The 14137-nt window shown below is 69.4% G+C and carries 11 protein-coding genes and 2 rRNA genes (1 of these 13 cut by a window edge); 4 read left to right on the top strand and 9 right to left on the bottom strand.

Annotation, left to right across the window (positions count from 1 at the left end; genetic code table 11):
- Positions 1 to 31 precede the first annotated feature (31 nt).
- The 7 genes from BLT78_RS04820 to BLT78_RS04790 form a co-directional block, all read right to left on the bottom strand.
- Positions 32 to 1627 carry a DUF1302 domain-containing protein gene (locus tag BLT78_RS04820; protein ID WP_090347879.1) on the bottom strand — a complete coding sequence of 532 codons (1596 nt, stop codon included), beginning with the start codon at positions 1625 to 1627 and terminating at the stop codon, positions 32 to 34.
- Between the two features lie 70 nt (positions 1628 to 1697).
- Entirely contained in the window at positions 1698 to 2783 is a 1086-nt protein-coding gene (locus tag BLT78_RS04815; protein ID WP_090352141.1) for an MBL fold metallo-hydrolase, read from the bottom strand.
- Positions 2776 to 4635, bottom strand: a complete 1860-nt coding sequence (locus BLT78_RS04810; protein ID WP_090347878.1) for a long-chain-acyl-CoA synthetase — start codon at positions 4633 to 4635, stop codon at positions 2776 to 2778. Before BLT78_RS04810 ends, BLT78_RS04815 begins: the two co-directional genes overlap by 8 nt.
- Before the next feature lie 21 nt (positions 4636 to 4656).
- A complete protein-coding gene (locus BLT78_RS04805; protein WP_090347877.1) occupies positions 4657 to 5730 on the bottom strand; it encodes an alkene reductase in 1074 nt (357 codons plus the stop codon).
- 10 nt (positions 5731 to 5740) lie between these two features.
- A complete protein-coding gene (locus BLT78_RS04800) occupies positions 5741 to 6373 on the bottom strand; it encodes a nuclear transport factor 2 family protein (protein ID WP_090347876.1) in 633 nt (210 codons plus the stop codon).
- Between the two features lie 73 nt (positions 6374 to 6446).
- Positions 6447 to 7220 carry an SDR family NAD(P)-dependent oxidoreductase gene (locus BLT78_RS04795; RefSeq protein ID WP_090347875.1) on the bottom strand — a complete coding sequence of 258 codons (774 nt, stop codon included), beginning with the start codon at positions 7218 to 7220 and terminating at the stop codon, positions 6447 to 6449.
- A gap of 13 nt (positions 7221 to 7233) precedes the next feature.
- The gene (locus tag BLT78_RS04790; protein ID WP_090347874.1) at positions 7234 to 7971 is read right to left on the bottom strand and encodes an SDR family NAD(P)-dependent oxidoreductase; all 738 of its coding nucleotides are present in this window, start codon (positions 7969 to 7971) and stop codon (positions 7234 to 7236) included.
- Positions 7972 to 8150: 179 nt separating this feature from the next.
- Here BLT78_RS04790 and BLT78_RS04785 point away from each other — a divergent pair, with 179 nt between their 5' ends.
- From BLT78_RS04785 to BLT78_RS04770, 4 genes are all read left to right on the top strand, one after another.
- On the top strand, positions 8151 to 9485 hold the full coding sequence (locus tag BLT78_RS04785; protein WP_090347873.1) for a spinster family MFS transporter: 1335 nt from the start codon (positions 8151 to 8153) through the stop codon (positions 9483 to 9485).
- Positions 9486 to 9499: 14 nt separating this feature from the next.
- Positions 9500 to 10336: an alpha/beta fold hydrolase gene (locus BLT78_RS04780; protein WP_090347872.1), complete on the top strand. Its 837-nt coding sequence runs from the start codon at positions 9500 to 9502 to the stop codon at positions 10334 to 10336.
- Positions 10337 to 10555: 219 nt separating this feature from the next.
- Entirely contained in the window at positions 10556 to 12685 is a 2130-nt protein-coding gene (locus tag BLT78_RS04775; RefSeq protein ID WP_090347871.1) for an FAD-dependent oxidoreductase, read from the top strand.
- Between the two features lie 149 nt (positions 12686 to 12834).
- Complete coding sequence (locus tag BLT78_RS04770) at positions 12835 to 13281, top strand: nuclear transport factor 2 family protein (RefSeq protein WP_090347870.1); 447 nt, start codon at positions 12835 to 12837, stop codon at positions 13279 to 13281.
- A 94-nt stretch (positions 13282 to 13375) separates the two neighbouring features.
- Here BLT78_RS04770 and rrf read toward each other — a convergent pair.
- Positions 13376 to 13491, bottom strand: a 5S ribosomal RNA gene (gene rrf, locus BLT78_RS04765).
- A 130-nt stretch (positions 13492 to 13621) separates the two neighbouring features.
- Positions 13622 to 14137 (bottom strand): 23S ribosomal RNA (locus tag BLT78_RS04760) (it continues 2376 nt past the right edge of the window).

Here is a 14137-nt window from a genome sequence, read left to right as displayed (position 1 = left end):
CGGGCAGCAGACGCCGCCCGGCGCAGCCGGGTCAGAACGAGTACTTGGCGGACAGCGTGGCATAGTCCCGGTCGGCCAGCTGGCGTCTGATCGGGTCGGCCTCGCCGAGGAAGGCGTTGTAGGCCAGCGCCACTTCCAGGTTGCCCATGTACTTGAAGGTGGTGCCGACGGTCAGGCGACGGTCGCCCTGGGCGCCGGAGATGGTGCCGGACATCGGCGTGGCGCCTTCCACGACGTGGGAGAAGCGCACCGGCACGTCCAGGTCCCAGCCGGTGAACACGCCCGGGTAGTTGAACACGCCGACCAGCGAGTAGGCGGTGGCGGTCTTGCTCTTCCACGCCGAGGCGGTCTTGAAGCTGTAGTCGTCGGCGCCGTTGAGCTCGTCCACGTCGTCGACCCGCACGTGCACCACCTCGCCCATGAAGGTGGTCTGGCTGGCCCACGGGCGGTCGCCGAGGATGCGCATGAACGACAGCTGCATCTGCTGGCCCTGGCCCTTGGTCGGCTTGGGGCCGCCGGCGGTTAGCACCTGCACCGGCGCGCCGTCGCGATACGACCACTCGCCGCCGACCTGGGTGTCGCCGATCTTGGTGGAGAAGCTCAGGCCGGTGAGGTGGATGTCCTCGAAGTAGTTGACCTTGTAGCCCAGCGGACCGGCCGGCGGGAAGCTGATGTCGATGCCGGACGGGTTGCGGTCGTGGTAGTTGATGCGGAACAGCGACAGCTCCAGATCCGGGGCCGGCCGGTAGCGCACCTGCAGACCCCACTGGCCGCTGTCGCGCGGCTCGTTGGTGTCGAGGTACGGCAGATTGAAGAAGCCGGCGCGCAGCAGCTCGCGGCCCGGGCCGGTGACGTCGCTGGTGGACAGGTAGCTGCCGACCGGCGCCAGCTCGTTGCCCTTCCACTCGTACTGCACGTAGCCGCCGAAGCTGAGCGACTCGTTGAGGCTCCACTGGCCGGACACCTGGCCGACCGGCAGCAGCACTTCCTTGGTCTCGATGCCCGGCAGCGAGGCCTTGACCACGTCGACCGGCGACTGGGCGCCGGAAACGCCCGGATAGATCAGGCTCTCGCCCCAGGACACCACGTGGCGGCCACCCTTGACGTCGATGCTCTGGCCATCGTCGGTGCGCCAGCCGCCGAACACGTAGGCGTCGAGGATGCGGCTGCGCCCGCCGCTGTAGTACTTGGCGTCGCTGGTGAATTCGTCGTGCTCGCCGAACTTGTTGACCCGGCCGGGCGCGTCGTTGTCGTTGGCGTTGTGGTAGACGTCGTCGTAGAAGGTGCTGGCGCGCAGCACCGCGCCGTAATCGTCCTTGCGCAGGATCAGTTCGGCGAGGGCGCCGACGCGGTGGGTGACCAGGCTGCCGCGATCGAAGTTGCGGTTGCCGTCGTCCATGTTGAGGGTCAGCGGGCCGTCGATCAGCGCACTATCGGGCGACTCGGTGCGCATGCCGATGCCGTAGCTGGTGGTGAGGGTCCAGTCGAGGGTGGCTCCGTTGTCGAACTCGATGGTCTCGCCGGCCTGGGCCATCGAGCTGGCCAAGGCCACCGCGGTGGCCAGGCCCAAGAGCGGGAAACTCTGGGCAACCAGAGTGGTGCAACGTGGATTTTTCTTATTGTGCATGCTGCTTCTCTCCTAATTGAGGCCAACCGGCCGAGTCGAGTTTCCAGACTTCGCTCGACCGAACTCGTCGTCAAAAAGGACTAGAACGCTCGCCGACCGTCTCTTCGGCGCGGGCGCGGCGGTAGCGGTGCACGCCCGCCAGCTCCTCGCGCACCAGCAATCCCTCGGCGATCAGGTAGTTGGCGTGGGCCAGGGTCTCGCCGATGGCCATCAGCTCGTCGAAGCGGCTCTTCAGCCGCGGGAACAGCTCGACCATCAGCTCGGCCGCCGTGCACGGCTGCGCGCAGCGTTCCAGCACCAGGTCGAGATGCCGGCGGTGGTGCTCGCGCAACTGCCCGAGGCGCGTGTGCAGGCCGTGGAACGGCCGCTCGTGGGCCGGCAGCACCAGCACGCTGTCGGGCAACTCGCCGAGCCGCTCGATGGACGCCAGCCAGTCGCGCAGCGGGTCGCCATCCGGCTCGTCGACCGCGACGCCGACCGTCGGGGTGATGCGCGGCAGCACCTGGTCGCCGGAGATCAGCAGGCCGTCCTCGGCGCAGTACAGGCAGGCGTGCTCGGGCGAATGGCCGCGGCCGACCACCACCTGCCAGCGCCGCCCGCCGATGGCCAGCACCCTGCCCTCGCGCAGGCGGTGGAAGGCCGCCGGCGGCGTCGGCCGGAAGTGCTCCTGGCGGATCATCGGCAGGAAGGCCGCCGAATCCTCCTCGCTCAGCCCGGCCTGGCGGTAGAACTGGTGGAAGGCCCAGTCCGGCTCGTCGCTGCGCGGCGGCGCGACGTGGATCGCCTGGTACTCGGCGTGGGTCATGTACACCGGGCAGTGGAAGCGCTCGGCCAGCCAGCCGAGCAGGCCGCTGTGGTCGTAGTGGAAGTGGGTGCAGATCAGCGCCAGCAGCGGCCGGCCCTCCAGCACGCCGGCCAGCACCGTCTCCCACACCGCGCGGCTCTGCTCGGTGCACAGGCCGCTGTCCACCGCCACCCAGCCGTCGTCGTGGCGCAGCAGGTAGAGGTTGATGTGGTCGAGGCCGAACGGCAGCGGCATGCGCAGCCAGAGCACGCCGGGCGCCACCTCCAGGGTCTCGCCGTTGGCCGGCGGCGCCACCCAGGGGAAGCGCAGGCCGGCCTTCAGCTCGTGGCCGTTGTGGTCGAGGTCAGCCATGGGCGGCACCGAACGGCGCCAGGCCGATGGCCGCCAGCGCCTCGGCCGAGTACGGTCGGTAGGTGCCGGCCGCGTCGTCGCGCACGTACAGCGGATCGGCGAAATTCGCCGGATCGTAGCCCTGGCGCTGCAGGTCGACCTTGCGCAGCTTGAAGGTGCTGGTCAGGTCGGCGGCGGGCGACACGCGCACGAACACCGGCGCGGCGTAGCGCGGCAGACGCTGCTCGGTCAGCGCGTAGAAGCTGTGCGGGTCGAACGCCTGGCCGTCCTGCATCAGCACCGCGGCCATGCCGGCGCGGCCCTCCTGGCCCGGCACCTGCACGCCGTAGATGTTGATCAGCTCGAGGCCCGGGTAGTCGGCCAGGGCGTCGGCCACCTCCAGGGTCGAGACGTTCTCGCTCTTCCAGCGGAAGGTGTCGCCGATGCGGTCGACGAAGTAGAAGTAGCCTTCCTCGTCGTAGCGCAGCAGGTCGCCCGAACTCCAGTAGGCGTCGCCCTTCTGGAACACGTCGCGGAGGATCTTCTTCTCGGTGGCCTCGGCCGAGGTGTAGCCCTCGAAGCGGCCGCCGCCGATGTCCGGGTGGTCGACGATGTAGCCGATGGCCTCGCCCACTTCGCCCGGCTGGCACAGCAGGTAGAAGCCGTTGGCGTCGCGCGGGTGCGACTCGCTCTCCACGTCGAAGCGCACCAGGCGGAAGTTGGTCTTCTCCCAGTAGGGCACACGGCCGCAGGAGCCGATGCGGTTGTCGACGTTGATCAGGTTGGTGTTGGCCTCGGTGGAACCCCAGCCCTCGAAGACCTGCACCGGGCCGAAACGCTCGACCCAGCGCTGCCAGGACTCCGGCGACAGGCCGGCGCCGAGCATGGCGCGCAGGCTGTGCTCGCGGTCGCGCGGATCCTCCGGCAGGTTGAGCAGGTAGCGGCAGATCTCGCCGATGTACTGCAGCACGGTGATGCCGTTGTTGCGCACGTCGTTCCAGAACTCGCGCACGCTGAAACGTCGGCGCACCACGATGGCGGCGCCGGCCTTGAGCGCGGTGGAGGTCACCGAGGTGGCGGCCGCGCCGTGATAGAGCGGCAGGCAGCAATAGAACACGTCGTCCGGAGTGGCCTCGAGGGTCTCCACCATCACGTCGCCGGAGCTCATCCAGCGCATGTGGCTGTAGCGCGCCGCCTTGGGCAGGCCGGTGGTGCCGGAGGTGAAGATCAGCAGGCTCGGCGTCTCGGCGGCGATGCCTGCGCGCAGCTCGCGCGGCGGCGCCTGGCGCGAGGCAGCCGCCACCTCGGCGGCGAAGCCGGCGTCGGCCAGCGCGCGCAGCTCGGCTGCCGCCGGCTTCTCGGCGTCCGGCACCAGCCACAGCGGCACGCCCGGCAGGCCGTCGGTGGCGGCGAAGTTGGCCAGGCATTCCTCGCCGGCCAGCACGGCGCGCGCGCCGGTGGTTTCCAGGGCGTGGGCCAGCGGCTTGCCGCTGACGTGGGTGTTGAGCGGCGCCACCACCACGCCGAGCTTGACCAGGCCGAACCAGGCGAAGAAGAACTCCGGGCGGTTCTCCAGGGCCAGCGCGCACACGTCGCCGGCCTTGAGGCCGCGGGCCAGAGCGGCGTGCGCCACCTGGTTGGCGCGCGCGTCCACCTCGGCGTAGCTGTAGCGTTCGCCGCCGTAGATCAGCAGGGGCCGCGCGACATGGCGCTGCGCCTGCTGCTCGAGGCGGTCGGCGATGGTGTAGAGGTCGCGCGGCTTGACCAGCGCGCTGGCCGCCGCGCGGCGGTCGAGGCGCGCCTGGGTGACCTCGCGGGGCACCGGGGCGGCGTCCAGCGCGGCCACGGTCTGCGCATCAATGCGATCGTTCATGTCATTCCCCTGTAGTCGCGCTCACTGCGCCGGCACCGGCCAGCGCGGGTAGTCGAGGTAGCCGCGCGGCCCTGCGGTGTACAGCGAGCTGCGGTCGAAGCCAGCCAGCGGCGCGTTGACGCGCAGGCGCTCGGCCAGGTCCGGGTTGCCGATGTAGTGGCGGGCGAAGGACACCGCCTCGCCCTGCCCGGCCTCGATGGCCTGGCGCGCGCTGTGGCCGTCGAAGCCGTCGTTGAGGATCAGCGCGCCGGGGAAGTGCTGGCGGGCCAGGGCGAAGGCGTCCAGGCCCGGCACCTGCGCGCGCATCACGTGCAGGTAGGCCAGGCCCAGCGGGGCGATGGCATCCAGCAGCGCTGCGGCGGTGGCGGCCGGATCGCTGTCCTCGGTGTCGTTGTAGGGGTTACCCGGGCAGATGCGCAGGCCGACCCGGCCGGGGCCGATGGCCTCGGCCATGGCGGCGAGCACCTCGGCGGGGAAGCGCACGCGGTTTTCCAGGCTGCCGCCGTATTCGTCACTGCGGCGGTTGCTGCCGTCGGCCATGAATTGCATCGGCAGGTAGCCGCTGGTGCAGTGCAGCTCGACGCCGTCGAAGCCGGCGGCGCGGGCGTTGCGCGCGGCCTGGGCGAACTCTTCGATCACTTCGCGGACCTGTGCGGTGCTGAGTTCCTCAGGCTGGTCGGTGTCGACCATGCCGGCGGCGTCGCTGAACAGCTGGGTGCGCGCGCGCAGCGCCGAGGGCGCCACGGTCGGCGCGCCGGCCGGCTTGTTGTGGTGGCTGGCGACCCGGCCGACGTGCATCAGCTGCAGGACGATGCGCCCGCCGGCGGCGTGCACCGCCGCGGTTACGCCGCGCCAGGCGGCGATCTGCGCGGCGCTGTAGATGCCCGGGGTGCGGCAGTAGCCGAGGCCGGCGGCCGAAGGCGCGGTGCCTTCGGCGACGATCAGCCCGGCGCTGGCGCGCTGGGCGTAGTACTCGACCATGTCGAGGGTCGGCATGCCGTCTTCGGCGGCGCGGCTGCGCGTCATCGGCGCCATCACCACGCGGTTGGCCAGTTCGATGTCGCCGAGGCGAACGGGTTGGAACAGCGGATTCATGGCCATCTCCTCAGCGCACGCGGATCTTCGGCGCGCCGGCACCGCGGCGCAGGGTGGCGAGGAAACCTTCCAGCGGCGCCGGCTCGGCGACCTCGGGCAGGGTTTCCTTGTACGGGCGCGCGGCCCAGAACTCGGTCCAGGAGGGGAACAGGTCGTGGAAGGTGCCGTGGTAGGGCTCGCGGCCGGGCCAGCGCATCTTGCGCTGGCCGATCGGCGGCTTGTTGAGGTCGGTGGCGTACCAGTAGCAGGGCAGACGGCGGCGGAAGTACCAGCGCCCGTCGATGCGCTGGTAGTCGTCCCAGTAGAGCATCTGCATGATCACCCACTCGGCGCCGGTCTCGTGCTCGTTCTTCGAGTACACCACGCCGGTGGCGTGGTCGGCGTCGACGAACTCGATGATGTGCTGGCCGAGATGGTGCGAGGTGCCGTCGAACTGGTTGCGCAGGGTGTCGTCGAGCCAGGCCTTGAGGTGGGCGCGGCCGACCTTGTCGCGGCCGACGCGGATGTCCGGGGCGAACAGGTTGACGTGGGAGTCGAGGTCGCGCATGTCCAGCGACAGCGAATACTTGCCGGCCAGCTGGCGGATTTCCTCGATGGATTCGAGGCGGTCCAGGCGCGCGGCGAGGCTGTTGTTGTTGTCCATTGGGGTGCCCTTGCTGCGGGTGATTCGGCCCCGCGCGGGCCAGCCGCCGCGCGCGGGTGGTAGGCGCGTGGCGTTATTCGAGTACGGTGTAAAGGTCCGAGCTGCGCCCGCCGTCCACGGTCAGGCAGGCGCCGGTGACGTAGGAGGCTTCGTCGGAGGCGAGGAACAGGATGGCGTTGGCCAGCTCCACCGGCTCGCCGACCCGACGCATCGGGATCAGCTTCTCGGTGTTGGCGCGGCCCTTGTCGTCGGCCAGCATGCCGGCGGTGGCCGGGGTGGCGACCACGCCGGGGATCACCACGTTGCAGCGGATGTTGGCCGCCGCGCCTTCGGAGGCGGCGGCGCGGCTGAAGTTGATCACCGCCGCCTTGGCCGCCGAATAGCCGGCCATCCAGGCGGTGCCGAACAGACCGCAGATCGACGCCAGGTTGACGATGGAACCGCCGCCCTGCTGCTGCATCAGGCGCATCGCGGTGCGGGTGCCCCAGAAGGTGCCGTCCACGGTGGTGGAGAAGTTGCCGTGCCAGGTGGCAGTGTCGGTGCCGGTGATGGCGCCCCAGCTGTAGGCCATGGCGTTGTTGACCATGATGTCCAGGCGACCGTGGCGCTGCGCCGCCGCCTCGATGGCGGCGACGAAGGCCTGTTCGTCGCTGACGTCGGCGACCACGCATTCGGCGTTGCCGCCCTTGTCGCGGATGGCGGCGACCACCGCTTCCAGCGGCTCGGCGCGGCGGCCGCAGATGACCACGGTGGCGCCTTCCTCGGCGAAGCGGTGGGCGGTGGCCTCACCGATCCCCGAGCTGCCGCCGGTGATGAAGGCGACCTTGCCTGCAAGACGTGCTGTCATCGTTCTCCCCTCCTCAGATGAAGGCCATGCCGCCGTTGACGGCGATGTTCTGGCCGGTGATGAAGCTGGCGTCGTCGCTGGCCAGGAAGGCCGCCACGGCGGCGATCTCGGCCGGCTCGCACATGCGGCCGAGCGGGATGGCCTTGACCATGCTCTGCATCCAGTCGTCGGGGATGCCGGCCATCATCGGGGTGTTGGTCGGGCCGGGAACTATGGTGTTGACGCGGATCCGGCTGGGCGCCAGCTCGCGGGCCAGGCTGCGGGTCAGGCCCATCACGCCGGCCTTGGAAGCGCAGTAGTGGCTCGGCCCCTCGCCGGAGATGGCCGCGGTGCTCGACAGGTTGACGATCACTCCGCCCTCGCCACTCTGGTGCATCAGGCGCGCGGCCTCGCGGCTGCACAGGAACACGCCGGTGAGGTTGACGCCGATGACGCGCTGCCAGTGCTCGTCGGGGGTGTCGAGGAAGGCGTCGACCGAGCCGACACCGGCGTTGTTGACCAGCACGTCGAGACGGCCGAAGCGCTCGACCACGGCAGCCATGGCCGCGGCCACCGAGGCGCTGTCGGCGACGTTGCAGGCCAGCGCCAGGGCGCTGCCCCCGGCCAGGCCCTCGATGGTCGCGCGCGCGGCGTCCAGGTTGATGTCCGCCGCCACCACCACGGCGCCCTCCTCGGCGAAGCGGCGCACCATCGCCCGCCCCATGCCCTGTCCTGCTCCGGTGACGAAGGCCACCTTGTTCACCAGCTTCATGTGCGTTCTCCCGCAAGCGAATGTTCCATCGCGGCGGGGAAAGTCCCGCAGCGACCACGGGACTCATGATTGGCGGCGGGCGGCGGGGGGGCATCGTCCGATTTGACGATGCCCGTGACGGGGGGCAAAGCGGAGCCTCTCGCTCAACTTCTGCAGAAGAACAACAAGAGGACCTGCCCGTGAACTCACCTGCGCGTGTCACCTGGCGTAGCCACTACGCCCTGGCGGTGCTGACCGTCATCTACGTGTTCAACTACATCGACCGGCAGCTGATGGCGATCCTCATCGAGCCGGTGAAGGCCGAGTTCGCCATCTCCGACACCCAAATCGGCCTGCTCTCCGGGCTGACCTTCGCGCTGTTCTTCACCCTGTTCGGCTTCCCGCTCGGCCGGCTGTCCGACCGCATCGGCCGCAAGCCGGTGATCGTCATGGCCTGCATCGGCTGGAGCGTGATGACCATGCTCTGCGGCCTGGCCGGCAGCTTCCTGTTCCTGGTGCTGGCGCGCATCGGCGTGGCCATCGGCGAGGCCGGCGGCACCGCGCCCTCGGTGGCGATGGTCTCCGACCTCTACCCGCCGCAGCGCCGCTCCAGCGCGATCTCGGTGCTGATGCTCGGTTCCAGTCTGGGCGCGGTGTTCGGTCTGGGCCTGGGCGGCTGGATCGCCGAGCACCACGGCTGGCGCGCCGCGTTCCTGGTCCTCGGCGCCCCGGGCATCGTGCTCGCCCTGCTGCTGTGGGCCACGGTGCGCGCGCCGCACACGGTCGCCCCGGCCGGCGCCGGCCGCGCCCAGGAGAGCTGGCTGCAGACCCTCGGCCTGCTGCTGCAAACCCCGGGCTTCATGTGGATCGTGCTGACCGGTTCGGCCGCCGCCGTCGCCGGCTACGCCATCGGCACCTGGAGCCCGAGCTACCTGATCCGCTCCCACGGCCTGTCGATCAAGGAGGCCGGCCTGCTGGTCGGCGTGGTCGGCGGCAGCTGCGCGGCCCTCGGCACCCTGGCCTGCGGTTGGGTCACCGATCGCATGGCGCGCCGCGATTGCGGCTGGCAGATCGGCGTGCCCCTGCTCGGCACCCTGATCAGCATTCCCTTCGGCCTCGCCTACTTCCTCTGGCCGGCTGGCGTCGCCTTCTCCGCCTTCGGTATCGGCGTGCCGACGGCCTTCCTGCTCTACATCCCGTTCGGTTTCTTCGGCACCTGGTGGGCGACCCCCTGCCTGGGCGCGATCAGCCACCTATTCCCGGCCAGCCGCCTGGCCCAGGCCACCTCGATCTTCGTGATGGGCATGAGCCTGCTCGGCGTCGGCCTCGGCCCGCTGGTCACCGGCATGCTCAGTGATTACTTCACGCCTATCGCCGGCAGCGAGGCGCTGCGCTACTCGCTGGCCGCCTCGATGTCCCTGCTGCTGCTGGCCGCGCTGTTCCTCGCCCTGGCCCTGCCGCGCTATCGCCGCCAGTTGCTCGGCCAGTCTTCGCCTTCCAGCGCCGCCCCCGGCGCGACCACCGCTACCGCCTGACCCGGAGATAACGCATGTCCGCACAAGACCTTCCGCTGCCCCTCGGCCACTTCGCCAGCCTGCCCGACGGCCTGCGCCTGCACTACCTCGACGAGGGCCAGGGCCCGGTGGTGCTCTGGCTGCACGGCAGCGGCCCGGGGGCCAGCGGCTACAGCAACTTCAAGTCCAACTACCCGGTATTCGCCGCCGCCGGCTACCGCAACATCGTCCTCGACCTGCCCGGCTTCGGCCGCTCGGACAAGCCCGAGGACATCGAGTACTGCCTGGACTTCTTCGTCGCCGCGCTGAACGCCTTCCTCGCGACCGTCGGCATCCAGCGCTGCACCCTGGTCGGCAACTCGCTGGGCGGCGCCATCGCCCTCGGCCAGGCGCTGGCCCATCCGCAGACCGTCGAGAAGCTGATCCTGATGGCCCCGGGCGGCCTCGAGGAGCGCGAGACCTACTTCCAGATGGAGGGCATCCAGCGCATGGTCGAGGTGTACGGCAGAGGGCCGATGGGCGTCGAGGAGATGCGCCAGGTGATGACCCTGCAGTTGTTCGACCCGGCGCTGCTCGACGACACCCTGCTCGCCGAGCGCGCTGCAGTGGCAGCCACCCAGCCACGCAGCCTGTTCGCCGGCATGCGCGTGGCCAACATGACCGAACGCCTCGGCGAGCTGACCTGCCCGGTGTTGGCCTTCTGGGGCACGGTCGACCGCTTCAACCCGGTCGGCGGCGCGCTCAAGCTGCTGGACAAGGCGCCGCAGGCGCGCTGCCTGCTGCTCAACCGCTGCGGCCACTGGGTGCAGGTCGAGCACACCGAGCTGTTCAACCGCACCTGCCTGGACTTCCTCGGCGAAGCAAGTGCATGAAACCGTAGGGGCGAATTCATTCGCCAACCGCGCCCATGGCGCGGCAAGCCACCGAGCTGCCGCACCTCGGGGCGGTCGGATGAATCCGCTCCTGCAGGCGGCAGTCAGCTCATGTCGAGCCTTTTCGGCTTCGTGCAATTACCCTGACTCCTCGGCGAAGCTCGAACAATCAGCGGGTTGCCGCGCTGCGGCAATCCGCCAGCAAGGGAAGATCCTTTCATGACCAGCTTCAACCACCTGCTCGCCCCCGGGCGCATCGGCCAGCTCGAACTGCGCAACCGCATCGTCATGGCGCCGATGGGCTCCAACTTCGCCGAGGCCGACGGCCACTGCGGCGAGCGCATCCAGGCCTACTACGAGGCGCGCGCCGCTGGCGGCGCCGGCCTGTTGATCATGGGCGTGTGCTCGATCGCCTACCCGCACGGCACCGCCGAGCCCTACCAGGTCGGCGTGTCCAGCGACGAGTTCCTGCCCGGCCTGTCCGCCCTGGCCAGCCGGGTACACAAGCACGGCGCGAAGATCGCCATGCAGCTGCAGCACGCCGGCAAGGTCGCCGTGCGCGACATGGCCGAGGGCCGGCCGATCTGGGTGCCGTCGATCCCGCCGGCGCTGAACACCAACATGATGGCGGCGCTGACCCGCGAGGAGCTGGGCACCTTCGTCAGCTCCAGCAAGCGCCGCGAGGGCGGCGCGCAGATCCGCGTGATGGACCGGGCCGACATCGCGCAGATGGTCGAGTGGTTCGCCGCCGCCGCCGAGCGCGCCCAGCGTGCCGGTTTCGATGGCGTGGAGATCCACGCCGCGCACAACTACATCATCGCCGGCTTCCTCTCCGCCTACTTCAACAAGCGCGACGACGAGTACGGCGGCCCGCTGGAGAACCGCGCGCGCCTGCTCATGGAGGTGCTCGCCGCGGTACGCGCGCGGGTGGGCAAGGACTTCCCGGTGTGGCTGCGCCTGGACGCCTACGAGCTGCGCACCCCCGGCGGCATCAGCCTGGAGGACGCCAAGACGGTGGCGGTGATGGCCGAGGCGGCCGGCGCCGACGCGGTCAGCGTATCCGCCTACGCCGCGGTCACCGAGGGCGTGGCCTTCACCGAGGCGCCGCTGGTGCAGCAGCCGGGCGGCTTCCTGGAGTGGGCCGCGGCGATCCGCAAGGAAGTCGACATCCCGGTGATCGCCGTCGGCCGCGTCGAGCCCGAGGTCGGCGACCAGGGCATCGCCCGCGGCCAGTACGACTTCGTCGCCATGGCGCGCAAGCTGCTGGCCGACCCCGAGCTGCCCAACAAGCTGATCGCCGGCCGCCCGCAGGACGTCCGCCCGTGCATCTACTGCTACGTGTGCGTCAGCCAGATCTTCATCAACCAGCGGGTCAAGTGCGCGGTCAACCCGCGCACCGGCCACGAGGCCGAGCTGGTCATCACCCCTGCCGCCACGCTGCGCCACGTGGTGGTGGTCGGTGGCGGACCGGCCGGCATGGAGGCGGCGCGCGTCGCCGCACTGCGCGGCCACCGCGTCACCCTGCTGGAGCGCAGCGACCGCCTGGGCGGCACCCTGTTCTTCGCCGCCCTCGCCTACGCCGAGAACGGCCGGCTGCTCGACCATCTGGTGGAGCAGGTGCGCAACCTGCCGATCGAGGTGCGCTATAACAGTGAGGCCACCCCGCAGCTGCTGCGCGAGCTGGGCGCGGAGACGGTGCTGGTCGCCACCGGCGCACGGCGCGCTGCGCCGGCCATTCCCGGCGCCGAGCAGGATCACGTGTGGAGCGGTGACGAGCTGCGCCGCCTGCTCACCGGCGACCGCGCCGAGGAGATCGCCAAGCGCAAGCTGTCGCTGACCCAGCGGGCGATGATGAAGGCCGGCAGCCTGGTCGGCGTCACCGACTCGACCTCCGCCATGCAGAAGCTCTCCCATGTGTGGATGCCGCTGGGCAAGCGCGTGGTGATCGTCGGCGGCGGCCTGGTCGGCCTCGAACTGGCCGAGTTCCTCATCGAGCGCGGCCGCGAGGTGTGCGTGCTGGAGAGCGGCCCGAGCCTCGGCCGCGAGCTGGCCATCGTGCGCCGCTGGCGGGTGCTGCACGGCCTGCAGGAGCACCAGGCACAGCTGCTCACCGCCGTCGAGGTCCAGTCCATCGGCCGCAGTAAGGTCGCCTACCGCAACGCCGACGGCACCAGCGCGGAAATCGCCGCCGACTCGGTGGTGCTGGCCACCGGCGCCGAGCCGGACGACAGCCTGGCGCGCACGCTGGAAGCCAGCGGCTTCGCCGTCACCCGCCTGGGCGACTGCCACGAGCTGGGCTACATCGAGGGCGCCATGGCCTCGGGCCTGCGCGCCGGCTGCGCGGTGTGAGCCTGCGGCCGCTGCGGGGCCTCCCGCAGCGGCCTCATCAATCGCATGCATGGCTGTAGGGGCGAATTCATTCGCCTTGCCGGCGTGTTTTGGCGAATAAATTCGCCCCTACGGAGCGGGAGCGCTTGCCCTGCCCAAGAGGACTGCCCATGAACGACGCGACCCGCGCCATCCACAACCTGCTCTACCGCTACGCCGAAGCCATCGACGCAGGGCAGCTCGCGGAGGCCGCCGCACTGTTCCACCACGCGCGCATCGAAGCCGGCGGCAACGGCACCCTGGACCACGCCGGCCTGCTCGCCCTGTGGCGGCGGATCATCGTCCTCTACCCCTGCGGCACCCCGCGCACCCGTCACCTGATCTCCAACCCCATCGTCGAGATCGACGAGGCGGCCGGCACCGCCGAGGCCCGCTCCTGCTACACGGTGCTCCAGGCTACCGAGCAGCTGCCGCTGCAGGCCATCGCCAGCGGCCGCTACCTCGACTGCTTCGCGCGTATCGATGGGGAGTGGTGCTTCACGGCGCGGGAGTATCGGCTGGATCTGGTGGGTGATCTGAGCCAACACCTGCGAGCATTGCCAGTCTCGGGGAAGTAAGGAGCTGGTGGCTGCATCCCGCATGGCAGAGCTTTTCAGACCTGAAAAGACGAAACCCCGACCAGCATGAGCTGATCGGGGTCTCTGTATAGGTGCTTGACGATGACCTACTCTCACATGGGGAAGCCCCACACTACCATCGGCGATGCGTCGTTTCACTGCTGAGTTCGGGATGGGATCAGGTGGTTCCAACGCTCTATGGTCGTCAAGCAATTCGGTTGGGGCATCGCCGTGGCGCTACCCCGAATCGGGTACGTGATAGTCGTATTCGGTATCTGTCTTGCGGTTCTGCAAGCTTTCGGCCTGTCTCACGCAAACAATCAGATTGTTTGGGTGTTATATGGTCAAGCCTCACGGGCAATTAGTACTGGTTAGCTCAACGCCTCACAACGCTTACACACCCAGCCTATCAACGTCGTAGTCTTCGACGGCCCTTCAGGGAGCTCAAGGCTCCAGTGAGATCTCATCTTGAGGCAAGTTTCCCGCTTAGATGCTTTCAGCGGTTATCTTTTCCGAACATAGCTACCCGGCAATGCCACTGGCGTGACAACCGGAACACCAGAGGTTCGTCCAACCCGGTCCTCTCGTACTAAGGTCAGCCCCTCTCAAATCTCAAACGTCCACGGCAGATAGGGACCGAACTGTCTCACGACGTTCTAAACCCAGCTCGCGTACCACTTTAAATGGCGAACAGCCATACCCTTGGGACCGGCTTCAGCCCCAGGATGTGATGAGCCGACATCGAGGTGCCAAACACCGCCGTCGATATGAACTCTTGGGCGGTATCAGCCTGTTATCCCCGGAGTACCTTTTATCCGTTGAGCGATGGCCCTTCCATACAGAACCACCGGATCAC

It is taken from the genome of Pseudomonas oryzae, from assembly GCF_900104805.1.
GTDB classification, from domain to species: Bacteria; Pseudomonadota; Gammaproteobacteria; order Pseudomonadales; family Pseudomonadaceae; genus Geopseudomonas; species Geopseudomonas oryzae.
This window is presented reverse-complemented; position numbering and strand designations above follow the sequence as displayed.

What these genes read in the sequence shown, in the direction of transcription:
- BLT78_RS04820 (WP_090347879.1), bottom strand. Translation starts at nt 1,627, where the DNA reads ATGCACAATAAGAAAAATCCACGTTGCACCACTCTGGTTGCCCAGAGT.
- BLT78_RS04815 (WP_090352141.1), bottom strand. Translation starts at nt 2,783, where the DNA reads ATGGCTGACCTCGACCACAACGGCCACGAGCTGAAGGCCGGCCTGCGC.
- BLT78_RS04810 (WP_090347878.1), bottom strand. Translation starts at nt 4,635, where the DNA reads ATGAACGATCGCATTGATGCGCAGACCGTGGCCGCGCTGGACGCCGCC.
- BLT78_RS04805 (WP_090347877.1), bottom strand. Translation starts at nt 5,730, where the DNA reads ATGAATCCGCTGTTCCAACCCGTTCGCCTCGGCGACATCGAACTGGCC.
- BLT78_RS04800 (WP_090347876.1), bottom strand. Translation starts at nt 6,373, where the DNA reads ATGGACAACAACAACAGCCTCGCCGCGCGCCTGGACCGCCTCGAATCC.
- BLT78_RS04795 (WP_090347875.1), bottom strand. Translation starts at nt 7,220, where the DNA reads ATGACAGCACGTCTTGCAGGCAAGGTCGCCTTCATCACCGGCGGCAGC.
- BLT78_RS04790 (WP_090347874.1), bottom strand. Translation starts at nt 7,971, where the DNA reads ATGAAGCTGGTGAACAAGGTGGCCTTCGTCACCGGAGCAGGACAGGGC.
- BLT78_RS04780 (WP_090347872.1), top strand. Translation starts at nt 9,500, where the DNA reads ATGTCCGCACAAGACCTTCCGCTGCCCCTCGGCCACTTCGCCAGCCTG.
- BLT78_RS04775 (WP_090347871.1), top strand. Translation starts at nt 10,556, where the DNA reads ATGACCAGCTTCAACCACCTGCTCGCCCCCGGGCGCATCGGCCAGCTC.
- BLT78_RS04770 (WP_090347870.1), top strand. Translation starts at nt 12,835, where the DNA reads ATGAACGACGCGACCCGCGCCATCCACAACCTGCTCTACCGCTACGCC.